At 70.8% G+C, this 22631-nt stretch carries 23 protein-coding genes; 12 read left to right on the top strand and 11 right to left on the bottom strand.

All coding sequences use genetic code 11. From position 1 onward, the window contains the following. Positions 1-2 precede the first annotated feature (2 nt). Positions 3-1061: an NAD-dependent epimerase/dehydratase family protein gene (locus BLR91_RS17395; RefSeq protein WP_089879642.1), complete on the top strand. Its 1059-nt coding sequence runs from the start codon at positions 3-5 to the stop codon at positions 1059-1061. On the opposite strand, the gene BLR91_RS17400 is transcribed toward BLR91_RS17395, so the two are convergent. Then, the gene (locus BLR91_RS17400) at positions 1025-2185 is read right to left on the bottom strand and encodes a PrsW family glutamic-type intramembrane protease (RefSeq protein WP_089879639.1); all 1161 of its coding nucleotides are present in this window, start codon (positions 2183-2185) and stop codon (positions 1025-1027) included. The two genes, BLR91_RS17395 and BLR91_RS17400, sit on opposite strands and share 37 nt — an antisense overlap. A 121-nt stretch (positions 2186-2306) precedes the next feature. Here BLR91_RS17400 and BLR91_RS17405 point away from each other — a divergent pair, with 121 nt between their 5' ends. From BLR91_RS17405 to BLR91_RS17415, 3 genes are all read left to right on the top strand, one after another. Continuing rightward, positions 2307-2708 carry a hypothetical protein gene (locus BLR91_RS17405; protein WP_089879636.1) on the top strand — a complete coding sequence of 134 codons (402 nt, stop codon included), beginning with the start codon at positions 2307-2309 and terminating at the stop codon, positions 2706-2708. A gap of 16 nt (positions 2709-2724) precedes the next feature. Beyond that, the gene (locus BLR91_RS17410; RefSeq protein WP_089879634.1) at positions 2725-4701 is read left to right on the top strand and encodes a M13 family metallopeptidase; all 1977 of its coding nucleotides are present in this window, start codon (positions 2725-2727) and stop codon (positions 4699-4701) included. Positions 4702-4860: 159 nt separating this feature from the next. Beyond that, complete coding sequence (locus BLR91_RS17415) at positions 4861-5769, top strand: serine hydrolase (protein WP_020076096.1); 909 nt, start codon at positions 4861-4863, stop codon at positions 5767-5769. A gap of 13 nt (positions 5770-5782) precedes the next feature. Here the strand turns inward: BLR91_RS17415 and BLR91_RS17420 are convergent, their stop codons facing one another. The 6 genes from BLR91_RS17420 to BLR91_RS17445 form a co-directional block, all read right to left on the bottom strand. Then, positions 5783-6202, bottom strand: a complete 420-nt coding sequence (locus BLR91_RS17420) for a hypothetical protein (RefSeq protein ID WP_231374292.1) — start codon at positions 6200-6202, stop codon at positions 5783-5785. Positions 6203-6239: 37 nt separating this feature from the next. Further along, on the bottom strand, positions 6240-6713 hold the full coding sequence (locus BLR91_RS17425) for a GbsR/MarR family transcriptional regulator (RefSeq protein ID WP_018189148.1): 474 nt from the start codon (positions 6711-6713) through the stop codon (positions 6240-6242). Positions 6714-6727: 14 nt separating this feature from the next. After that, positions 6728-8422, bottom strand: coding sequence for an ABC transporter permease (locus tag BLR91_RS17430; protein WP_089879631.1), 1695 nt, complete (start codon positions 8420-8422; stop codon positions 6728-6730). Continuing rightward, positions 8419-9354, bottom strand: coding sequence for an ABC transporter ATP-binding protein (locus BLR91_RS17435; protein ID WP_172823230.1), 936 nt, complete (start codon positions 9352-9354; stop codon positions 8419-8421). Before BLR91_RS17435 ends, BLR91_RS17430 begins: the two co-directional genes overlap by 4 nt. Positions 9355-9423: 69 nt before the next feature. Then, a complete protein-coding gene (locus BLR91_RS17440; protein ID WP_089879626.1) occupies positions 9424-10455 on the bottom strand; it encodes a hypothetical protein in 1032 nt (343 codons plus the stop codon). A 106-nt stretch (positions 10456-10561) separates the two neighbouring features. Further along, the gene (locus tag BLR91_RS17445; RefSeq protein WP_089879624.1) at positions 10562-11197 is read right to left on the bottom strand and encodes a hypothetical protein; all 636 of its coding nucleotides are present in this window, start codon (positions 11195-11197) and stop codon (positions 10562-10564) included. A gap of 69 nt (positions 11198-11266) precedes the next feature. Here BLR91_RS17445 and BLR91_RS17450 point away from each other — a divergent pair, with 69 nt between their 5' ends. After that, positions 11267-12607: an MATE family efflux transporter gene (locus BLR91_RS17450; protein WP_089879621.1), complete on the top strand. Its 1341-nt coding sequence runs from the start codon at positions 11267-11269 to the stop codon at positions 12605-12607. A gap of 36 nt (positions 12608-12643) precedes the next feature. On the opposite strand, the gene BLR91_RS17455 is transcribed toward BLR91_RS17450, so the two are convergent. Continuing rightward, positions 12644-13852, bottom strand: a complete 1209-nt coding sequence (locus BLR91_RS17455; protein WP_089879619.1) for an amidohydrolase — start codon at positions 13850-13852, stop codon at positions 12644-12646. Positions 13853-13856: 4 nt separating this feature from the next. Continuing rightward, positions 13857-14948 (bottom strand): LacI family DNA-binding transcriptional regulator, encoded by a 1092-nt coding sequence (locus BLR91_RS17460; protein ID WP_018189141.1) that lies wholly within the window; start codon positions 14946-14948, stop codon positions 13857-13859. A 69-nt stretch (positions 14949-15017) separates the two neighbouring features. On the opposite strand from BLR91_RS17460, the gene BLR91_RS17465 reads away from it, so the two are divergent. Then, positions 15018-16280 (top strand): MFS transporter, encoded by a 1263-nt coding sequence (locus BLR91_RS17465; protein ID WP_089879616.1) that lies wholly within the window; start codon positions 15018-15020, stop codon positions 16278-16280. Between the two features lie 41 nt (positions 16281-16321). Here the strand turns inward: BLR91_RS17465 and BLR91_RS17470 are convergent, their stop codons facing one another. After that, positions 16322-17368 (bottom strand): lactonase family protein, encoded by a 1047-nt coding sequence (locus tag BLR91_RS17470; RefSeq protein ID WP_089879613.1) that lies wholly within the window; start codon positions 17366-17368, stop codon positions 16322-16324. A gap of 45 nt (positions 17369-17413) precedes the next feature. Here BLR91_RS17470 and nucS point away from each other — a divergent pair, with 45 nt between their 5' ends. From nucS to BLR91_RS17490, 4 genes are all read left to right on the top strand, one after another. Next, positions 17414-18109, top strand: a complete 696-nt coding sequence (gene nucS / locus BLR91_RS17475) for an endonuclease NucS (RefSeq protein WP_018189138.1) — start codon at positions 17414-17416, stop codon at positions 18107-18109. Continuing rightward, a complete protein-coding gene (locus BLR91_RS17480; protein ID WP_089879611.1) occupies positions 18109-18528 on the top strand; it encodes an SseB family protein in 420 nt (139 codons plus the stop codon). Before nucS ends, BLR91_RS17480 begins: the two co-directional genes overlap by 1 nt. A gap of 37 nt (positions 18529-18565) precedes the next feature. Beyond that, positions 18566-19243, top strand: coding sequence for an HAD hydrolase-like protein (locus BLR91_RS17485; protein ID WP_089879608.1), 678 nt, complete (start codon positions 18566-18568; stop codon positions 19241-19243). A gap of 103 nt (positions 19244-19346) precedes the next feature. After that, positions 19347-19784: a hypothetical protein gene (locus BLR91_RS17490; protein ID WP_020076108.1), complete on the top strand. Its 438-nt coding sequence runs from the start codon at positions 19347-19349 to the stop codon at positions 19782-19784. A gap of 132 nt (positions 19785-19916) precedes the next feature. Here BLR91_RS17490 and BLR91_RS17495 read toward each other — a convergent pair whose 3' ends face one another. Continuing rightward, a complete protein-coding gene (locus tag BLR91_RS17495) occupies positions 19917-21821 on the bottom strand; it encodes a BglG family transcription antiterminator (protein WP_018189134.1) in 1905 nt (634 codons plus the stop codon). 165 nt (positions 21822-21986) lie between these two features. Between BLR91_RS17495 and BLR91_RS17500 the strand changes: the two genes are divergently transcribed. After that, the gene (locus BLR91_RS17500; protein WP_020076110.1) at positions 21987-22295 is read left to right on the top strand and encodes a PTS sugar transporter subunit IIB; all 309 of its coding nucleotides are present in this window, start codon (positions 21987-21989) and stop codon (positions 22293-22295) included. A 63-nt stretch (positions 22296-22358) separates the two neighbouring features. After that, positions 22359-22625, top strand: a complete 267-nt coding sequence (locus BLR91_RS17505; RefSeq protein WP_018189132.1) for an HPr family phosphocarrier protein — start codon at positions 22359-22361, stop codon at positions 22623-22625. The last annotated feature ends 6 nt before the right edge of the window (positions 22626-22631 follow it).

Raw genomic sequence — 22631 nt, forward strand, 5'->3', positions numbered from 1 at the left:
GCATGACCGCCACGACGCGCACCGCCATGATCATCGGCGGCACCGGACAGATCGGCTCTGCGGCCGCCCGGCGCCTCGCGCTCGACGGCTGGTCGGTGCTGCTCGCACACCGCGGACCGCACCGCGGCGACACCGACCTCGCCGACCTGGATGTGACGAGCATCCGGCTGGACCGCGAAGACACCGACGCGCTGCTCGACCGCGCGCGCGGCCACGACCTCGTGCTCGACACTGTCGCCTACGAGCCGCGTCACGCCGACCAGCTCGCGCAGCTGGCCGGAGACGTCGGGTCGCTCGTCGTGATCTCGACGGGCTCGGTGTACGTCGGCGCCGACGGCGGGTACCTGGATGTGGTGACCGGGCCGGACGACTTCCCGCGCTATCCCGTCCCGCTGCGGGAGAGCGACCCGACCGTCGACAACGACAAGCGGACGTACTCGCCGCTCAAGGCCGCGATGGAGCGTCGGCTGCTCGCCGTCGACGATCTGCCGGTCAGCATCCTGCGCCCTGGCGCCATCCAGGGGCCGTTCAGCCCTGCGCTCCGCGAGTGGTACTTCATCAAGCGCGCCCTCGACGGCCGGAAGCGGATCGTGCTCTCCGACGACGGGTCCAACCGGTTCAGCACCTCATCGACGGTGAACATCGCAGAACTCGTCGCCCTGTGCGCCGCGCAGCCCGGCAGGCGCGTGCTCAACGCGGTGGACCGGGACGAACTCAGCGTCGCGGAGATCGCGCGGATCATCTTCCGGGCACTCGATCACGACGTGGAGATCGTCGCGTTCCCCGGGCCGCCCATCGATGGCGTCGGCAGCACGCCGTGGACGGTCGCGCATCCTCTGCTGCTGAGCATGACGGCGGCGACCGTCGAGCTCGGCTACCGGCAGTCGGTGACCTACGCCGAAGCGGTGGAGTCCACGATCGACTGGACGGTGCGCGAAGTGCTCGCCGCGGAGCGTCGGCAGGAGACGTGGGAGGCGGTGTTCCCGAACCTCGTCGAGCGGGCGCGGACCGACCGGTGGTTCGACTACGCCGCCGAGGACGCGTTCGTCGCCGCGCGCTGATCCGCCTCCTGCTGGTCCGACGCCTCCTGCTGCGCTGCCTCCTGCTCCGACCTGCGCCGGATCCTCCGCGCGATCAGCAGCCAGGTGACCCCGCTGGCCACGACGAACACGAGGTCGAACAGCAGGATGGCGCCCCCGCGCGCCGCCGCCGGCCACGGCACGTTCTGTGACAGCCATGCGGCTCCGTTGAACATCCCATGGGCCGCCGCGACACCGAGGTACGCCAGCACGACACCGAACGTCACCCGGAAGCGGCCGTTGCGCGTCGCACCGAACACGGCCGCGGCGAGGAGGGCGGTGAACACCGGGTGCAGGAACGGGCCGGTGAGTTCCCTCCCGATCGCCGTCCCGACGAACACGCCGAAGCCGAGCGGCGAGTCCTGCCCGCGGGCGAACGCCTCCTGCAGGTAGCTGAGGTTCTCGATGACGCTGAACCCCAGCCCGACGGCACCGCCGACGAACAGCCCGATCCGGGCGTTCTTGACCGGCAGCCGGAGGGCCAGAAGGATCGCCGCGGTCACCTTGACCAGCTCTTCCACCACGCCCGCGAGCACCAGAGGCAGCCCACTCGGGTGCGACGACGTCCCGCCGCTCAACACATTGATCAGGGTGTTGATCGGGGCCGCGACGAGCGTCGCGGCCAGGCCACCGACGCCCGCGATGATGACGAGGCGCGACGCGGACAGCCCGTCGGCGGGCTTCAGCCGGTAGGCCATCGTGTAGAGGATGGCCGCTGCCACCGTCGCCGCTCCCGTCACCAGGAGGAACGGGGAGAGCACCGCCGGTCCGTCATCGTCCGCGTGCGGTGCGATGGCGTTGAACAAGAAGCTGAAGCCGAACAGCCAGAGCCAGATGAAGACGCTGGAGCCGGCGAAGATCCACCCGCCGAACCGGCCGATCCACTTGTGCGGCGGCTTGGGCTTCTTCGCGGGTTGGACGGGCTGCGTCTGAACGGGATACGTGTAAGCGGTCCACTCCGCCCCGCTCCACCAGCGCAGCGAGCGCGCGTCGTACGGGTCGCCGTACCAGCCGGGAGGCGGGGTCCACGCGGGCGCGGTCTGGCCGGCGGAGCTCTGGCCGGCGGAACTCTGGCCGGCGGAGCTGTCGGACGGTGCGATGGTCACCGGGCAAGCATACGAATTCCGCGCCCGCGACACGCCTCCCCGTCCGGGCGACACGGCGAGCCTGCGGCGACGCGCCGGGCCGCCCTGACATCCTGGATGCTGAACACCAGGAGGAAACACCATGCGCTTCACCACCCCGCGCGAGAAGACGATCGTGATCGTCGTCCTCCTCGCGGTGACCCTGGTGCTCGTGCTGCTGTTCGACGCCCTCCACTCGGAGCCCGCATCCATCGTCCTCACCGTGCTGCAGACGCTCGGGTGGTACCTCGTCACGCGGGTGTTCCGCGGCCAGGGTGAGCCGGTGGCCGCCGCGCGACCCTGGTGGCGCATGACCAACCGGCCGCTGCTGAGCGGTGTGCTCGCTGCCGGCTACGGGCTGCTCGCCATCGTCAACATCGTGCTGTCGTTCGCCGGATTCGGCAGCCTGTCCGGAACCGTGTCGATCCTCGCCGAGCTCGCGCTGGCCTCGCTCTTCGCGCTCTCGTACCTCCGGCTGAGCTCGGTGGCCCGCGCCACCGCCTGACCCGTAGGCTGGGCGCATGACGCTCGACTCCGGCATCCGCACCGACGAACTCGACCCGGCCGTCCGTCCGCAGGACGACCTCTTCCGGCATGTGAACGGGAAGTGGCTCGAGGCCACCGAGATCCCGGCCGACAAGGCGCGCTGGGGCTCGTTCATGATCCTCGCCGAGGAGTCGGAGACCGCCGTCCACGAGATCGTCGAAAAGGCGCAGAACGCGCCGGAGGGCACCGAGGAGCGAAAGTTCGGCGACCTCTACACGAGCTTCATGGACGAGGAGCGCATCGACGCTCTCGGCGTGGAGGCGATCCGCGACGAGCTGACCTTCGCGGAGGGCGTCGACAGCATCCCGAGCCTGCTTCAGACCATCGCGAAGCTGGAGCGTCGCGGCCTCGGCGGGTTCTACCAGCTGTTCGTCGACAACGACCCGGGCGACCCGGGGCGCTACCTCGTCTTCCTCGAGCAGGCGGGCATCTCGCTGCCGGACGAGTCGTACTTCCGCGAAGAGCGCTTCGCGCCCGTCCGCGAGGCCTTCGTCGCGCACATCCAGAAGATGTTCGAGCTCGCCGGCTACGACGACGCCCCCGAGCGGGCCCAGCGCGTGTTCGACCTCGAGACCGCGATCGCCGGCAAGCACTGGGACAACGTCGCCTCCCGCGACTCGGAGAAGACCTACAACCTCTACGACTGGGCCGACGCCAAGGCCGTGTTCACCGGCGGAGCCGCCGACGGACAAGCCGCCGACCTCGACGTCTGGGCGGAGGCGCTGGACGCCCCGCAGGGAGCGCTGGCCGAGGTGGTCCTCCGCCAGCCGTCGTTCACCGCCGGGCTGGCGGAGCTCCTCACCGACGACCGCCTCGAGTCGTGGCGCGACTGGCTGACCTGGCAGGTCATCCACGGCGCCGCCCCCTACCTGTCGGGCGACTTCGTCGAGGCGAACTTCGACTTCTACGGCCGCACGCTGACCGGAACCCCGCAGATGCGCGTGCGCTGGAAGCGCGGCGTCTCGCTGGTCGAGGGCGCGATGGGCGAAGCGGTCGGCCGCATCTACGTCGAGCACCACTTCCCGCCCGCAGCCAAGCAGCAGATGGACGAGCTGGTCGCCAACCTGATCGAGGCGTACCGCCAGAGCATCCGCACCCTCGACTGGATGGGCGAGGAGACCAAGGAGCGCGCCCTCGACAAGCTCGAGAAGTTCACGCCCAAGATCGGCTACCCGGTGAAGTGGCGCGACTACGCGCGTCTCGAGATCGACCCGACGAACCTCGTCGGCAACGTACGCGCCGCCGCGCTCTTCGAGTTCGAGCGCGAGCTGGGCAAGATCGGCTCGCCGATCGACCGCGACGAGTGGTTCATGACCCCGCAGACGATCAACGCGTACTACAACCCCGGCTTCAACGAGATCGTGTTCCCCGCGGCCATCCTGCAGTTCCCGTTCTTCGATGCCGACAGGGATGCCGCAGCCAACTACGGCGCCATCGGAGCGGTCATCGGGCACGAGATCGGCCACGGCTTCGACGACCAGGGCTCCAAGTTCGACGGCGACGGCCGCCTCGAGGACTGGTGGACCGAGGCGGACCGTGCGGCCTTCGAGGAGCGCACGGCCAGCCTGATCGAGCAGTACAACGCACTCGCCCCGGCCCAGGTCCCCGAGCACCACGTCAACGGTGCCCTCACCATCGGCGAGAACATCGGCGACCTCGGCGGCCTCGGCATCGCCTGGAAGGCCTACCTGCTCTCGCTGAACGGCGAAGAGCCTCCCGTCATCGACGGGCTCACGGGCGCCGAGCGGTTCTTCCTGTCGTGGGCGCAGGCCTGGCAGCAGAAGGGCCGCGACGAGGAGGTCATCCGCCTCCTGGCGATCGACCCGCACGCGCCGAACGAGTTCCGCTGCAACCAGATCGTCCGCAACATCGACGCCTTCTATGACACCTTCCAGGTCGGCGACGGCGACCGGCTCTGGCTTCCGCCGGCCGAGCGCGTCACCATCTGGTGAGCCGGCGACCGTCGAGACGTGCCGCTCCATGACCCCCGATCACGGGGTAACATCGTCCCTGTCGTCGCCGCGGGCACCCCTGCGGCCCCGACCGCGGGGCCGGTGCACGGTCGCCGCAGTTCCGGTACACCGCACTCGGAAGAAAGACCCAGCGACACAGTGACGATCCAGGCGCAAGAGTCCTCGCGGAGGGCCCGGCAGGCAGCCACCCGCCGCGGCCGTCACCGCGCGCCGGGATCGACCGAGACCTTCAGCCGGGGGTTCGACGCCCTCGGCCGGCTCGCCGTCTCGGGGGTGCAGGTCTCCGCCCGGGCGACGGATCTGTCCACCGGCGCCGTGCTGTTCTCGGTCGACGATCACGTCGTCATGCCGACCGCGAGCATCGGCAAGGTGCTGCTGCTGGTCGAGGTGGCGGCACGCCTGCAGTCCGGTCAGCTCAGTCCGCTGGCGCACCTCGACCGCGACACCCGCGACATCGCCGGTGAGTCCGGCATCTGGCAGCACCTGCACGTCCCGTCCCTCCCGGTCGCCGACCTGGCCGCCCTCGTCGGTGCGACGAGCGACAACCTCGCCACGAACGTGCTCCTCCGTCGGGTGGGTCTCGAGGCGGTCAGCGCCCGCACCGAGTCGCTCGGATTGACGCGCACGGCCCTCCTCGACCTGGTGCGCGACCACCGCGGCCCGGACGACGCCCCGCAGCTCTCCGTCGGCAGCGCGAACGAGCTGACCTGGCTGTTCTCGGCGCTGGCCCGCGGCGAGATCGTCAACCCGGCCACCAGCCAGCGCGTCATCTCCTGGTTGTCGCTGAACAGCGACTTCTCGCTCGTCTCCAGTGCGTTCGGCCTCGACCCGCACTCCCACCGCCACCCGGAGCACGGCATCCTGCTTGTCAACAAGACGGGGACGGATGAGGGCGTGCGCAGCGAGGTCGGCGTGCTCCGCGGTCCACGCGCCGGGGTCACCTACGCCGTCTCGACCTACTTCGACGACACGAGCCTGCCCGAGCGCCTTGCGGTCATCGAGGGCATGCGCGCGGTCGGCCTCGACCTGCTGGAGTACGTGTTCTGAGTCGCCGACCGGCTCACGCCGATGTCGAGGGTTCGATGACGAGCGACCCGGTGCCGAACTCGAGCACCAGTTCGCCCTCGGCCGAGAAGCGCGCGACGAAGACCGTCTCCCCGCGCAGGTCCGCCAGAGCCTGGCGGTGACCCGGCTGGCCCGCTCGAAGGATGGACGAACCACGGACGACCGTCGGAAGCCGATCCACCGTCATCACCTGCGTCAGGTCGCCCTCGAAGACCAGCTGCGGGACCTCGCCGCGGTAGCGGACGGTGTCGAACGTCGTGCCGGTCAGGGCGTCGATGCGGGCGGTCGCCCGGGCCACGGTGTCGGCCGCTTCGGCAGCCGAGCGGCGGCGGCGTACGACCACGACGATGAAGGCCGCGACGGCCGCGGCGCACAGGCCCACCGTCGCCATCCCGAGGTCGGCTACCGGTGGCACGCGAACAGCATAACGGCGCGGCTCCGACCGAGTGCGGTCACTGCTGGCGGGCGCTGCGCACCTGCTCCCACTCGGCGATCATCCCGGGAAGCCGACCCTGGATGAAACGGTAGAACCCGGCCATGTCGCGCAGTCGCTCGGTCGCCGGCGAATCCGGGTCTCCGACCGCCGCGAGGCCCGCTTCCGCCTGGTCGGCGAGCACACCGTAGATGGGGCTGTTGCGCACCATGAGGGCGTACCAGTCGCTCGGGATCTCGTACCGGTCGCGCCGGCTCCCCGTCTGCGAGAGACGCCGGATGATGCCCAGCGTCTGCAGATAGCGGACGGCTCCCGAGATGGCCGCCGGGCTCACCTCGAGACGCTCGGCGAGCTCGGCGGCCGTCAGCCCGGGCGTCTCCGTCACGGTCAGGGCCATCAGCACGCGCGCCGGCATCTTCGGGAACCCGGCGGCCGTCAGTACGGCAGCGGAGTGCTCCATCACCTCGGCGAGCGCCGCCTCGTCCTGGGCCATGGGCACCGTCCCGTCTATCCGATCGCGAAATCCCGGCGGCGGATCAGGGCCGCGGCGCCGACGAGCGCGACGACCGTGATGCCGAGCATCCAGTATCCACCGGTCCAGTCGACGTCGCCGACAACGACCGGCGCATCCGCGAACGGCGAAAGGTGCCGCACGCCCTCCGGCAGCTTGACCAACCCGCCGAAGATGCCGACGAACGCCCCGAGTCCGAGCGCGGCCCAGCCGACCGGCGCCGTCCAGCTCGGGACGAGCACGAACACCAGCGTGAGCACCCCGAGGTAGACGAGGGCTACGGGCACCTGCGCCGCGGCGGCGGCGAACGAGTCGCCGAACGTGGATGCGCCCTCTCCCGCGGCGACCGCCGACAGTCCGGAGGCGATGGCCCCCGCGAGCAGCACCGCCAGCACGGCGATGACGCCGACGGCGACGTACGAGAACAGCCACCGCGTCCGGGTCACCGGGGCCGACATCACCAGTTCGGCCGTGCCGGAGGCCTCCTCCTGCCGGAGCCGGATGACCGTCTGCACCGCACACGCCGCCGCGAGCACACCCACGATGGAGAAGATCGCGGAGATGAACAGCTGGGTCAGCGGACCCGAACCGCCACCGCCGATGCGGCCGATCGCGTCGCGGATGCCCGAGAGCGCCGGATTGTCGGCGATCGAGCTGTTGATGACGGTGCCCAGCGCGCCCGCGAGAAGGCCGCCGAGGGCTCCGCCGATCGTCCAGCCGAGCACGGTCGGCCACTGCAGTCGCCAGGCCAGACCGAAGACGCCGCCGAGCGCCGGGCGCGCGGTCGCTCGACCGGCCCGCTCCGGGATCAGTCCGGCGCCCGAGTCACGGACGGCCTGCAGCCCGAACACGGCAGCGATCAGCAGGACGGCGAGGCCGAGTTGCAGCAGCAGCGGCCGCCAGTCGTCACCGGTGTACGGCGCGAACTGCTCGCCCCATCCGATCGGGCTGAGCCAGGTGGGCCACGCGGAACGCAGGTGCGTCCCGTCGCCGAAAGGCGTGCCCATCGCATCCCCGATCCCGCGCACGAGGTAGGCGAGGACGACTACCGCGGCCGCGAAGCCGTTGGCGCCGCGGGAGGTGCTCATTAGCTGGGCGAGCAGCAGGCCGACCGCGAAGAAGGCGAACCCGGCCCCGGCGGTTGCAGCGCCGGCGACGAACGACCCGTACGCCGGGAGTCCGGCGGCGATGAACCCGAGCGCGGTCACGACGGCGAGGGCCGCATTCACCGCGACAGCATGCAGAACCGTCGCCGTGGTCGGCAACAGGCGCCCCGCGGGCGTCGAACCGACCAGCTCGGCACGGCCGGACTCCTCCTCTGCTCGTGAATGGCGGACGGCCAGGAAGGTGTTCATCAGTCCGGCGAGCAGGGCCAGGAACGTGTAGATCTCGAAGAAGGCGACCGCCGCCAGCGACGTGCCCTGCGGCAGCCCCCGGAGCACGATGATGGTCGGGTCGGCGATCGCGAGGCGGATCAACTGCGCGCGCGCGTTCGCGTCCCCGTAGGTCTGATCGATGGCGGATGCCGAGAACATCGCGAGAAGGGCGATGCACAGGAGCCAGATCAGGATCTGCCAGCGGTCGCGGCGCAGACGCTGGCGCATGAGTGCACCGAGGACCGAGCCCGTGCTCGCGCGAGGGACGGTCTCGCCGGTGCTCGCCGGACGGTCCGGCGCGACGGTCGTGGTCATCGTGACGCCCCGACGCGTTCATCGGCGGTGACGTCGTCGCCGTAGTGACGGAGGAACAGCTCCTCCAGCGACGGCGGCGCGACGGTGAGGCCGCGCACCTCCAACCGCGAGAGCGCACCGAGCAGCGACGGCACGGCGTCGCTGTCCGCCGTGAACCGCACCCGGCCGTTGAGCACGTTCAGGTCGTGCGTGGCGGGGAGGGCCGCCAGCGCATCCTGTGCGACGCCCTCCGCGCTGAACGAGAACTCGGTGCGGGTCAGGTGGCGCAGTTCGTCGAGGGTCCCGGTCTCGACCGTCCGGCCGGCACGGATGATGCTGACCCTGTCGCAGAGCTGCTCCACCTCCGACAGGATGTGGCTCGACAGCAGTACCGTCGCACCCTCCGCCGCGACGCGCTGGATCTCGGCATCGAACACCGCCTCCATCAACGGGTCGAGTCCGCTGGTCGGCTCGTCGAGGATGTACAGGTCGGCCGGCGTCGCGAACGCCGCGACCAGGGCCACCTTCTGCCGGTTGCCCTTCGAGTAGGCGCGGCCCTTCTTCGTCGGATCGAGCTGGAACACGTCGATGAGGCGCTTCTTGCGCGCGGCGTACTGCGCGTGGTCGGCGGTGCCGCCGCGCAGGCGCGCGAGGAGGTCGATCGCCTCTCCACCGGAGAGGTTGGGCCAGAGGCTGACGTCGCCTGGCACGTACGCGAGGCGGCGGTGCAGAGCGACCGCGTCCTTCCACGGGTCGCCCCCGAAGACGGTGGCGCGGCCGCCGTCGGCCCGGGCGAGACCCAGCAGGACTCGGATCGTGGTCGACTTCCCCGCTCCGTTCGGGCCGAGGAAGCCGTGAACCTCGCCCGGCGTCACCGTCAGGTCGAGGCCATCGAGAGCACGTACGCGGCCGAATCTCTTCTCGAGACCGGCGACGTCGATCACTGCATCCATGGGCGGGATGCTACGCCTTTTTCAGTAATTTGTGAAAGTTGTGTTTTCTGGCGTGCCAGCGCCGCCGTGTCACGCCTGGCCGCACTGGACCGACTCGATGCCCGCGTAGTCGTACTCGGAGGCGCTGTCGGGGATGGTCAGGTCGTACGGGACACCGGCCTCCAGGTCGACCGTGGTGGTCCACGAGTCGAGCGTCTCGCCCTCCGGGGTGTCGGCGAACGTGGCGGTGACGGTCGCGCCGGCGCAGGTCTGGCCGGGCGTGAGCTCGAAGGTCCAGCCGTCGACGTAGTGGACGTGAACGCCGTCGACGTCGTAGTCGTCGACCTCGGAATCGCCGGAACCGGGGTCGCCGGAGCCCGGGTCCGAGGGCTCCTCGGACGGGTCGTCGGACGAGCCGTCGCCCGGGTCGCTCTCGTACGGCGAGGCGCTGGAGCTGCTCTCGGCCTGCGCGATCCGGCTGGTGCTGGCGCCGATCGAGACGATGACGAGCACCGCGACCAGCAGGATGGCGAGCCCGCCGACGATACCGCCGACCGTGATACCCACGATGGCGCCGGTCGACATGCGCTTGCGGGGTGGCGGGGGCGGGTAGCCCTGGTACGCACCGAAGGCACCGGGGCCGTAGCCCGGCGCGGGTTGCCCGGGCTGGGGTTGGCCGGGCTGGGGCTGGCCGGGTTGCGGCTGGCCGGCCTGGGGTTGGCCGGCCTGGGCGTACCCCTGCTGCGGATAGCCGGGCGGCGGGTAGCCGCCCTGCGCTGCGCCGGGGTAGGACCCTCCGCTCGGCGTCTGGGGCGCCGCGCCGTACGGCTGCTGCGGGGCGAAGGGAGGCTGCGGCTGGGTCGGCGCATTCTGCGGCGGATACGGCTGCGTCGGTTGAGCGGGCGCGTTCTGCGGCGGATACGGCTGCGTCGGCGCGTTCTGCGGGTAGGGCGGCTGCCAGGCGGATGCCGCGGCCAGCGCATCCCGTGCCGCGGTCAGGGCATCACGGCGCTGCGGGTCGCCACCGGCCTCAGCGAGCCGCGCCTGATAGGTGCGCTCCACCTCGTCGCTTGTCGCTCCCGGCGACACCCCCAGCAGTTCTGCCGCCTCGTTCGGACTCACCGCGCCCCCCGTTCAGCTCACGCGTATGGCTCGATCGTAGTGGCGGATCGCCGAGCCGCACCCCGCCATTGAGGACACGGCCGGCGCGACCCCATGCGGGAACAGATCAGACGAGCGCCGCGCCGAGCCCGCGCGTCAGCCCGGGAGCATCCCGTCGGCCCGGACGCTCCGCCGTGGCGATCTCGCCGAGTTCACGGATCACCCGGTTGTAGTACGCCGCAGCGACGCCCGTGCGGTATGCGGCGGGCTGCAGGTCTGCCTCGTTGCGCAGACGGATCTCAGCCCGCGCCGCCTCGATCGGTGTGATGATCTTCACGCCCGCGCGGTACCGGATCAGCCGGTGCACCCACTGGTCGAGCGCCTCCGGCAGCCCCTTCGCCACCCGGTCGTGCTCGGTGGCGAGGGACGTGAGGGAGCGAGCTGCCGACGTGCTCGTCGACCCACCGGCCGACGCCGTCCCGTTCGCGGCGGCCTCTCGCTCGGCCGCGCGCCGGTCCGCCGCCATGACCGTGAGGAGGTCGTCGTGCCGGTTGGCCTGCCGCGACAGCACCTCGAGCTCGTCGAGAGCCGTCGCGTACTCCTCCTCGTAGTCGGCGTAGTCGGCCGGATGCGCGGCGCGGTCGTTCACGAGGTCGGTGCGCGCGGTCGCCGCCTGGGCCCGGGTGAGCACCGTGCGACCGTTGCGCACGCGCTCGAGCCGCCAGGTCCAGGTCGCGAGGGGTTCCGGCATCAGGTGGCTCATGGCTCCACTGTAGGAAGGGCCACCGACATCGGTCCGACGACACGACGTCGGCGGCCCGGGCTAGCGTGGATGGTCGTGAGCACCCTTCTCCGCCGCCCGGTCGACCGCGAGATCCTCCGCCTCGCCGTTCCCGCTCTCGGGGCTCTGGTGGCGGAGCCGATCTTCCTGCTGGCCGACTCGGCGATGGTCGGGCACCTCGGGGTCGCGCCCCTCGCGGGTCTCGGCATCGCGAGTGCGGTGCTGCAGACGATCGTTGGGCTGATGGTGTTCCTCGCCTACAGCACGACTCCCGCTGTCGCGCGGCGGCTGGGAGCGGGCGACGAGCGCGGTGCGGTCGCGGCGGGCGTGGACGGCTGCTGGCTCGCGCTCGTGCTCGGAGTGGTGCTCGCCGGCGCGGGGTGGGCGGCCTCGCCGTTCCTGGTGAGTCTGTTCGGAGCGTCGTCCGAGGTCAGCGAGCAGGCGACCCAGTACCTGAGCCTGTCCATGCTCGGGCTCCCGGCCATGCTGCTGGTCTACGCCGCGACCGGGCTGCTGCGCGGACTCCAGGACACCCGCACGCCGCTCGCCGTCGCGGTCGCGGGCTTTGCCGCGAACATCGTGCTCAACTATCTGTTCATCTACGTCGCCGGACTGGGCATCCGCGGGTCGGCGCTCGGTACCGTCGCGGCGCAGTGGGCGATGGTGCTGGTGTACGCGATCATCGTCGCCCGTCACGCCCGCCGGGTCGGAGCCTCCCTCCTCCCCCATCACACCGGCATCGGCCGGACGGCGCGTGCCGGCGGCTGGCTGTTCCTCCGCACGGCGAGCCTGCGTGCGGCCATGCTTCTGGCGGTCTTCGCCGCAACCCGTCTCGGACCGGACGAACTCGCCGCCTTCCAGGTCACGATGACCGTGTTCGCGACTCTCGCCTTCGCCCTCGACGCCCTCGCCATCGCCGCGCAGGCACTCATCGGGAAGGGGCTGGGGGCCGGCGACCTCGAGAACGTCCGTGCGGTGCTGCGCCGGTGCGTGCAGTGGGGAATCGGCGCGGGCGCGGTTCTCGGCCTGGTGACGATCGCGCTGAGCCCTGTCGCGGCGGGCGTCTTCACGAGCGATCCGTCGGTCGCCGCGCTGCTGCCGCTGTCGATGGCGATCGTGGGCGCAGGCGCCCCGCTGGGCGGGTACGTGTTCGTGCTCGACGGGGTGCTCATCGGCGCCGGAGACGCCCGGTATCTCGCCCTCACCGGCCTCGCGAACGTGGCTGCGTTCGTCCCGCTCGCGGTCGCCGCCGCCGTCTGGGGCGGGCACGATGCGACCGGCCTCGCCGCCCTGACGGCGGCGTTCGCCTTCGGCTACCTCGGCGCCCGCGCGCTCACGCTCGGTCTGCGCGCTCGCGGCCGCACGTGGATGCGTGCGGGCGCGACGATCTAGGCCTCTCGCGAAGCCGGCCCCTCAGCCCGTGAGCCCCTACGCCAGCCACTCCCGCGCAGCGACCACGAGCGCCCGGACCCCGGTGTCGATCGTCGGCTGCGGAAGCGGCGCGAAGAACGGCGAGTGGTTGGTCGGGATGTCGGTGTCGACCGTACCCGCCGCCATCGCGGTGAGCACCGTCTCCGGATCGGCCCCTCCGAGCATCCAGTAGACCAGCGGGGCACCGGCCGCCGTCGCGAGATTGCCGACGTCCTCACTGCCGGAGAGCGCGCCGGGGTGCAGCACCCGATCGACCCCGAACTCGGCCGCGAAGGCCGCGTTGACCCGCTCGGTCGACTCTGGGTCGTTCACAGTGACGGGGTAGCGCTCCCCCCACTCCATATCCGGAGCCTTCGGGGCGCCGGACGCCTGCGACTCCGCCGCGATGACGCGGTGGACGCCGTCCAGCACGCGCTGCCGGACCTCTTCGTTGAAGCTGCGCACACTGATCCCGAGCGTGGCTTCGGCCGCGATGATGTTGTTCTTGGTGCCGGCATGGAGGCTGCCGACCGTCACGACGGCGGTGTCCTGCGGCGAGATCTCGCGCGACACGACCGTCTGCAGGCGCATGACCGTCGCCGCCGCCATCACGACGGGATCGATCGTCGTCTCGGGCCGGGATCCGTGACCGCCGCGCCCGTGGAGCGTGACCTCCATCGTGTCGACCGCCGCCATGGCCGCACCGGGGTGCGCGCCGACCATCCCGGCCGGGTACGGCAGCACGTGCTGCCCCAGCACGACATCCGGAACCGGCACCTTCTCATACAGACCGTCGTCGACCATCACCTGGGCTCCCCCGCCGTGCTCCTCGGCCGGTTGGAAGAGGGCGACGAGGGTTCCGGACCACTCGCCGCGCGAGTCGTTCAGCGCCTCGACGGCACCGAGCAGGCAGGTGATGTGGATGTCGTGGCCGCACGCGTGCATCAGCGGCACGGCGTTGCCCGCCTCGTCGGTCACCGTCTCGGTCGAAGCCCACGGGAGCCCGGTCTGCTCGCGAACAGGGAGCGCATCCATGTCGGCTCGGAGCAGCACGGTCGGGCCGTCGCCGTTGCGCAGGACGCCCACGACGCCTGTCGTGGCGATGCCGGTGTGCACCTCGAGCCCCAGTTCGGTCAGCCGCTCGGCGACGATGCCGGCCGTGCGGTGCTCGGTGAAGGCGAGTTCGGGGTGGGCGTGAAGGTCGCGGTAGAGGGCTTCGAGATCCATGCCGTCAGCCTACGACCGGCGCCCCCGAGGAGACCCGTGGAGCCGCCGTTGTGTTGCCCTGGTGGAAAACGCTCGTGAATGTGGAGGGAATCGGCTCCCCGCCCTCCAGCATCTCGACGACCGCCCGTCCCGCGGCACGTCCCTTCTCGACGGCGGGCTGAACGAGCGTCGTGAGGTCGTACGGCCAGAGGCCGTCGACGCGCACACCGTCGAAACCGACGACGCTGACATCCCACGGCACTTCCAGACCCAGCTCCTCCGCCGCACGGATGACGCCCGCGGCCAACAGGTCGCTCTGGGCGATGACGGCGGTCGGCCGGTGCCGCGCGTCGGCGAGGAGGGCACGGCCGGCGGCGCGTCCTTCCTCCACGAACGACCCGCGCGTGACCCAGCCGGGGGCGTCCGGGAAGACGTCCCGGGCGCCGGCGAGCCGGTCGAGCGCGGTGGTGGAGCTGGCCGCCGCCAGGCGGTCCGGTGTCAGCGGTCCGCGCGCGCGATCGCGGGTGAGCGACAGCGTCACCACCGAGACGTCGCGGTGGCCGAGGTCGTAGAGGTGCTGGGCGGCGACGCGGGTGGCCTCCCGGTTGTCCTGACCGATCGTCGGGACGCCGTCGGCCGGGTCTCCCTCGATCGCGACGAGCGGGATGCCGCGCTGGCGGAGAGTCGCCACCGACTCGTCGAGACGCGGGCTGCAGCCGACAAGCACGACCGCATCCATCGGGGCGTCCTCGATCCGCTGCGCGGCCTCACCGGCGTCGGTGAGGATGAGGAGGCCCGCGTCGATCGCGCCGATCTCCTCCGTGATGCCGTCGAGCAGGGCGATCTTGATGGGGTCGCGGAAGGCGTCGCGCACGCGCTCCTCCATCACGACACCGACGATGCCCGAGCGACCGCGGCGCAGCGAGCGCGCCCGCGGGTCGGGCCCGGCGTAGTTGAGGCGCTTCGCGGCGGCGAGCACGCGCTCGCGGGTGGCGTCGGAGACCGGGCCTGTTCCGGAGAACGCGAGCGATGCGGTGGAGTTCGACACACCGGCCAGGCGGGCGACCGCGGCCAGGGTGGGCCGGACGGCCGCAGGGGCTGTGCTGGGTTCGTTCACGTGTGATAGCTTAGTCGAATCGTTTCGATCGAAACGATTCGAGCAGACGAACCCACAGGAATTCGCCCGATGTCACAGCCGATCTCGACCACCACGCGCTCCCGTCGGGAGCTCACCGCCTGGCGCAACGCGGTCTTCGTCATCTTCATCCTCTCCGGGCTCGCCCTCGCGACCTGGGTGGCCCGCATCCCGGGCATCCGCGACGACCTGGGACTGGGCAAGGACCCCTCGGCCGTCGGGCTCCTCATCCTCGGGATGTCGGTGGGCGCCATCCTCGGCCTCACCGTCTCCTCCCCCATCCTGGTCCGCTTCGGCCCGCATCGCGGGATGGTCGCCGGCCTCGTGATCGTCGCCATCGGCATCCTGTTCATCGGCTTCGGAGCGACGACCTTCCACTCCATCCCCTCGGTCGCCGTCGGGCTCATCCTGCTCGGCTTCGGCAACGGCATGGTCGACGTGATGATGAACGTCGAGGCCACCGCCGTCGAGCGTGAGATCGGGAAGACGCTTCTGCCGCTCATGCACGCGTGCTTCAGCCTCGGCACGGTGATCGGCGCCGGCATCGGTGCGGCGGCCGCAGCGCTCGGGGTCGCGGTCGTCTGGCACCTGCTCGGCACGGCCGTGGTCATCGTCGCGATCGCGATCGTGGCCGTCCGCTACATCCCGCGCGAGGCCGAACTCGGCGACGAGGCGGCCGAGAAGGAGCGCATCCCGTTCGGCGAGCGCATGCGCACGTCGCTCGCCGTCTGGGCCGACTGGCGGCTCATCCTCATCGGCGTCGTCATGCTCGGCATGGCGTTCGGCGAGGGCTCGGCGAACGACTGGATCTCGCTGGCCGTCGTCGACGGTCATGGTCAGGCCAACTCCGTCGGCGCGCTCGTGTTCGGCTTCTTCGTGGTCGCGATGACCGTCGGCCGGGTCGTCGGCGGCCCGATCGTCGACCGCATCGGCCGCGTCAATGCCATCCGGATCACCGCCGGCATGGGCGCTGTCGGCCTCGTACTGTTCATCGTGGGCGGCCCGATGTGGCTGGTCGTCATCGGAACCGTTCTCTGGGGCTTCGGCGTCTCGCTCGGCTTCCCGCTCGGGATGTCGGCGGCCGCAGACGGCGCCGCGAACCCCGCCGCACGCGTCTCCGCGGTCGCGATCATCGGCTACTGCGCCTTCCTGGCCGGTCCGCCGCTGATCGGCTTCCTCGGCCAGCACTTCGGCCTCCTGAACGCGCTGTTCCTCGTGCTCGCGCTGCTGGTCGCCGCGTTCCTGGCGGCACCGGCCGTGCGTCCGGTCGACGCGCCCGCGGAGCGCCGCGCCGCCTCCCCCGACCCCGCCTGATGCAGCGCGAAAGCTGACGCCGCGCTCGACCTGACGCCGCGCTAGACGAAGCGGAGGCAGACCGGGGTCGGGACGGGCGAGGTCCCGAGCAGACGGAGGCTGCGCTGGGCATCGTCGAACGCCAGCACCGCGATCTCGTCGCTGTCCTGGCAGGCCGTCAGCACCCGGTCGCCCCCGGGCGCGATCACGAGGTCACGCGGCGTGCGGCCACCGACCGCGACGGAGTCCACCAGACTCAGCCGCGACGCCTCGGCGTCGAACGCGAAGATCGCGACCGCGTCATCCCCGCGGTTGCTCACCAGCACCGTGCGGCCCGAGTCGCTGATGCACACGGCGGCGGTCAGGTTGTCGCCGTCGGCCCCGTCGGCCCGGGTCGTCGTGCTCTGCACCCGCACGAAGCGGTCGCCCTCCCGCCGCAGCACGTCGGCGCTGGAATCGAGCTCGTTCACCAGCACCACGTGACGGCCGTCGGGATGGAACGCCAGGTGCCGCGGGCCCGCCGAACCGAGCACGACGGTCGCCTCCGGCCGGAGGGTCAGCGCGCCGGCATCCGAGAACGCGTACCAGCGCACCTCGCCGATGCCGAGATCCACGACGACGACATCGCCGCTCACCGGGTCGACGCTCAGCTGGTGCACGTGCGGCGCATCCTGCCGCTCCGGGTCGGGTCCGCGGCCCTCGTGCCGCACGAACGCGGTGCGCTCTCCGAGCGATCCGTCAGCGGCGAGCGCGAACACCGACACGGTGCCGCCGCCGTACGTCCCCGCGATGAGGAATCGCCCGCTCGGGTGCACCACCGCGTGCGCCGGAGACGGCCCGCCGCTCGACGCCGAGCCCAGCTCCGTCAGCGAGCCGTCGGCCGCGCGGGCGAAGGCGAAGAGGCCACCGTCGGGCTCCGTCTCGCTCACCGCGTACACGTGCTCACCACCGGGCGCGGCCGTCACCCAGGACGGGTTCGCCACCCGCGCCGCGACCGACACATCGGTCACGTCCGACCCGTCGAAGCGGGCGCTGAGCACCCCCTCGGCGTGACCGTCGACGTGCGGGAGGCGTTCGGTGTAGGTGCCGATGAGGAGCTCGTGGGCCATGCCGACCATCCAACCACCGTCCCCGGCTGCACTTAGGATGTTGCGGTGCGCCTCGTCATTGCCAACTGCTCCGTCGACTATGCGGGGCGGCTCAGCGCGCACCTGCCGCTGGCGACACGGCTGCTGATGCTCAAGGCCGACGGCAGCCTCCTCGTCCACTCCGACGGCGGGTCGTACAAGCCGCTCAACTGGATGAGCCCGCCGTGCACGCTGACCGTCGACGAGCCAGACGAGCTGCAGCGCGCGGCCGGGATCCGCGAGGTCTGGCGCGTCACCCAGGCGAAGACCGCCGACATGCTCGTCGTGTCCATCCACGAGATCATCAGCGACACCGCGCACGACCTCGGCATCGACCCGGGTCTGCAGAAGGACGGCGTGGAGGCACACCTGCAGAAGCTCCTCGCCGAGCAGATCCACCTTCTCGGCGACGGCCACGTGCTGGTCCGCCGGGAGTACATGACCGCGATCGGCCCCGTCGACATCCTCGCCCGCGACTCCGCGGGAGCTGCGGTCGCCGTCGAGTTGAAGCGACGGGGCGACATCGACGGCGTCGAGCAGCTGACGCGCTACCTGGAGTTGATGAACCGCGACCCGCACCTCGCCCCGGTCACCGGCGTGTTCGCCGCCCAGGAGATCAAGCCGCAAGCGCGCACGCTGGCTGAGGACCGCGGCATCCGCTGCCTGGTGCTCGACTACGACGCTATGCGCGGCCTCGACGACAGCGACAGCAGGCTGTTCTGATGGCGCAGCCGCGTTTCCCCCAGAGCTACGAGAACGTCCCGGTCCGCAAGGCCCTGACCGCCCTCGCCGCCGAGCCGACTCTGGAGAACCTGGATGCGCTGCTCGCCACCGCGGTGAAGGGCGCCCTGGTGGTGGATGTGACCGGCTCCACTCCGCAGGACACCCGGCTGCGCACCATCAGCTCCACCACCGGCGAGGCGGTGCTCCCCCTCTTCACGTCGATGAACGCGCTCCGGGCGGCCGTCGCCCAGTCGGCGGAGGGCGAGGGAGCGCGCGTGCAGGCGGTCATCGTGCCGGCGCTCGAGGCGCTGGGATTCATCCGCACCGCCGAGTTCGTCGCCGTGCAGTTCGACCCAGGAGCCGCGCACACCATGGTCGTCGCACGTTCTCACATCGAATCCGCCCTCGGCGAGCGCTGACCTGCGCTTCAGATACGTCACATACCATAGGACCGCTATGACCAACCCGACTTCCACCGTCACCCGGACCTGGACCTGCGTCCTGTTCGATCTCGACGGCACCCTCACCGACTCCGCACCCGGCATCACGTCGTCGCTCGCCCGCATGTTCGCGACGATCGGTCAGCCGGTGCCGTCCCCCGCCCAGCTCCTCGAGTACGTCGGTCCGCCGCTGCTCGACTCGCTGCAGAGCCTGGGCGGCATGACCGAGCCGGCCGCACGCCACGCACTCGCCGTCTACCGCGAGGACTACGCCGCCCACGGCGCGTTCGACTCCGCCGTCTTCCCCGGGGTGCGCGGCCTGCTGCAGCGTCTGCACGCGGCCGGGATCCCCCTCGCCATCGCGACCAGCAAGCCCGAGGCGCAGGCGACCCGCATCCTCGAGCACTTCGGCCTGGCCGAGTACTTCGACGTCATCACCGGCGCGACCGACGACGAGAGCCGCAGCGCCAAGGCGGATGTGGTGGCCGAGGCTCTGCGCCGCCTCGGCGAGCGCGGCGTCGACCTCGAGCACACCGTCATGGTGGGCGACCGCCAGTACGACGTCGAGGGTGCGGGCGCGCACGGTCTGCCCACCATCCTCGTCGAGTGGGGCTACGGTTCGCCGGCCGAGGCCGCCGGGGCGATCGCCGTCGTGCACTCCGCCGACCAGCTGAGCGCTCTGCTGCTCGGCTGACCGCTTCCGCCACTGTTCACCGACACGGACTAGGCGGCCCGGTGCGCTCACGGGTAGGCTGATGTGTTGCGAAACCGCACTTCATACAGCACTAGGAATCCATATGCGCACACGTAATCCGTTCGTTCCGGCTGCCATCGTGGCGGCCCTCACCATCGGCTCGCTGGCGGCCTGCTCCAGCGGCGGCAACACCAACTACGTCTCCTCGCACACGCCCGCGTCGTCGTCCTCGTCGGCGGCCGGTTCGTCCGAGGACGCGAAGTCCGAGGAACTGCCCTCCGACTTCCCGAAGGACGAAGTACCCGTCGTCGACGGCACCGTCGTCGTCGCCCGTGGCGACAAGGAGAACGGCTGGTCAGTCACCGTCCAGCCGTCGGGCAAGAACGGCTTCGCCGACGCGAAGTCCGCGCTCGAGGGCAAGGGCTTCACGCAGCAGCCCGGCGCCACCGACACGTCCGCCGTCTACACCAACGACACCTACACGGTCTCGGTGAAGACTCCCGGCGTCTCCGTGACGTACAACGTCACCGCCAACCAGTAACACCTCCTTCTCGCACCCCGCCGCCCACCGTCGACTACGCGAAAACTGCACGGAATCACGCGATTTCCGGTCAGTTTTTGCGGACTCGACGGTGGGCGGTGGTGCGTAGGGGCGGGGCGCGGCGGGCGGCGGTCAGGCGTCGATGATGCGGACGAGCTCGTCGATGAAGGCGGTGAAGGTGTCGGCACGGCGGATGAGGCCGAGCACGGTCTCGCGGTCGGAGAACACCTCCACGAACTGGTCGAAGACCGTCTGGAAGGACGCGCGACCCGCCGCCGAGAAGGCGATGAACGCGATCACGTTGACCCGGGCGTCGCCCCAGTCGATCGCCGTGTCGTTGACGACGATCGCGATCGCGGTGCGGTGTGCGCTCATCGTCATGGCGTGCGGCACGGCGAGGGAGTCGGTGAACGCCGTGGACGACATCTGCTCGCGCTCGACGGTCTGGTCGACGTACTCCTGGTCGATCGCGCCGGCCGCGATCATCCGGTCACCGAGGGCGCGGATCATCGTGATCGGGTCGCGTGCATAGAAGTTCCGCAGAAACAGGCTCTCGTCGAAGTACTCCAGCAACTCGCTCTTGATCCGCGCGCGGTGGCGCTGACGGCGGATGCGGGACGCGGCCTGACGGATGTGCTCCACGTCGGTCTCGGTGAGGAACGGCTGCACGATGACCGTGTTCTCGCGCCGCCCGCGCGGGTCGATGGTGGTCAGCACCAGGTCGGCATCGATGGCGTCCCAGTCGGCGTCTGTCGACGTGATGACGCTGGTGATGTCGAGCTCGTCGCCGAGGGTGCTCTCCAGCCGGTCGCGCAGCAGGATGTGCATGTCGTAGTAATTGGGGCACACCACCGCGCAGGTGACCGCATCCCGCCGCCGTGACTGCTGCTCGAGGTAGGCGCCGACGTGCATCGCGATGTAGGCGATCTCGTCGTCGTTGACCTCGATGCCCTCGGCCGACTGCAGCCGGCTGGCGATGTAGACGGCCAGCTCGTAGATCATGGGGTACGAGCTCTTGATCGACCGGGTGAGCGGGTTGCGCGAGTAGGTGTTCTCGTGCGCCCGGGCCACCAGGTTCTGCACGTGCAGGGTCAGGCGGACGATGAAGTTCTCGTCGTGGAGGTCGACGAGGTACTCGGTGGATGCGCGGTCCACGATGCCGCGGACCACCGCCAGGTCGGCCGGGCTGACGAACTCCTCCACCGTGTCGCGCCCGGCGCCGGGTGCGATGACGCGCGTGCGCATGAGGATGGCCAGGTAGCGCAGCTCGGTCGTGTCGAGGGCCGTGCCGAAATGCCGTTCGATCAGTTGCCCCAGGTCGTGCGCGAGCGAGCGGATGGTCTCGCTCGCCTCCGGCTCCTCGACAGCGGGGAGCACCCGATCCTTCGCGACGCGGTCGAGAGCGACCGCCATGTGCAGGAGGACGTCGTTGATGCCGTACTCGTTGACGAAGAAGCCGCGCGCGTCGAGCATCGCGACCAGGTCGGACTTGAAGTCGACCAGACCGCTCGATCCGAACGCCTCCTGGATGCGCGCCACGTCGACGACGCTCTGCCGCATCTCGTCGCGGAACAACCGGCTGAGCAGCTTCCGTCGCGCGATCTCGGGCCCGAGGAGCTGCACCACGGCGCCGTGGCGTTCGAGGGCGAGCTCCGTGCCCGAGAGGAGGCCGCGCATCCTGGTCAGGTCCGACTCGATCGTGGAGTCGCTGACGAACAGGCTCTCGGCCGTCTCGTAGACGTCGATTCCGTCCGGCTCGTCGAGCAGGCGCCGGGCGAGGAAGACGAGCCGTTCCTGCGGGGAGCCCGCCGTTCCGGTCTCCGAGGTGCCGTCGCCCGCCAGGTACGCGGCATAGGCCTCGGGCTTCACCCGGTAGCCGTTCGATCCGGACTCGACGACATCGCCGAGCGCTGCAGCGTAGCTGCGGATGCTCCGGGTCGTCACCCCGATGTCGTGCGCGAGCTCGGCAGCCGTCACCCAGGCAGCACGACGCGCGAGGATGTCGAGCATCCTCGTCTGCTTCGCCGAGAGCGCCACCAGCGACCACCTTTCCCGACGAGTCAACCACCCCGTAGGGTGCCGCCGTGCGCTTCCGGCCAACTTTCCGCACCCCCGGAAGAAACGCTGCTGGAGCGCGGGCGCACAGCGAGGGAGCATTGCTGACGTTCCATGAGCTCCACCCAGCACGAAAGGCAAGGATCGATGAAGATCGTGGTCGTCTGCGGCGCCGGTGCGTCCAGCACCTTCGTGGCCGTCAAGCTTCGCAGTGCCGCCCGTGAGCGCGGGGCGATCATCGAAGTCCAGCCGGGGAGTGCGAGCCAGCTGGAATCCCTCGCCGGAGTGGATGTCGTTCTCGTCGGCGCACACCTCGAGTCGGCCGTCCCGGCGATCCGTGAGCGGGCTGCCGCCACCGGCACCGCCGTCGCCGTGCTTCCTCCCGTCTCCCCGGCCGCCCTCGACGGCGAGCGCGCCCTGGACCTGGCTCTCAACGCCAAGGCGGCGGCACTATGAGCAGAGCCGCATACGGAATGGCGGCGGCCACCAGGCCATCACGGAACGAAGGAGACCACAACCATGGCTGAACGGATCATCACGGTCGGATCGACGCACGGGCTGCACGCCCGCCCGGCGAAGCTCTTCGTGGAGGCGGTCAACAGCTCGGGCGCAAAGGTGAAGCTGACCAAGGAGGGCGGCAAGACCGTCGACGCCGGCAGCATCCTCGGCGTGATCTCGCTGGGCATCGACCACGGCGACAAGATCGTGCTCACCACCGACGCGGACAACGGCGAGGCGGTCCTCGACGACCTCGCGGTGATCCTGGCCACTGACCACGACGCCTGAGCGGCG

It is taken from the genome of Leifsonia sp. 466MF (assembly GCF_900100265.1).
Classification (GTDB): Bacteria; Actinomycetota; Actinomycetes; order Actinomycetales; family Microbacteriaceae; genus Leifsonia.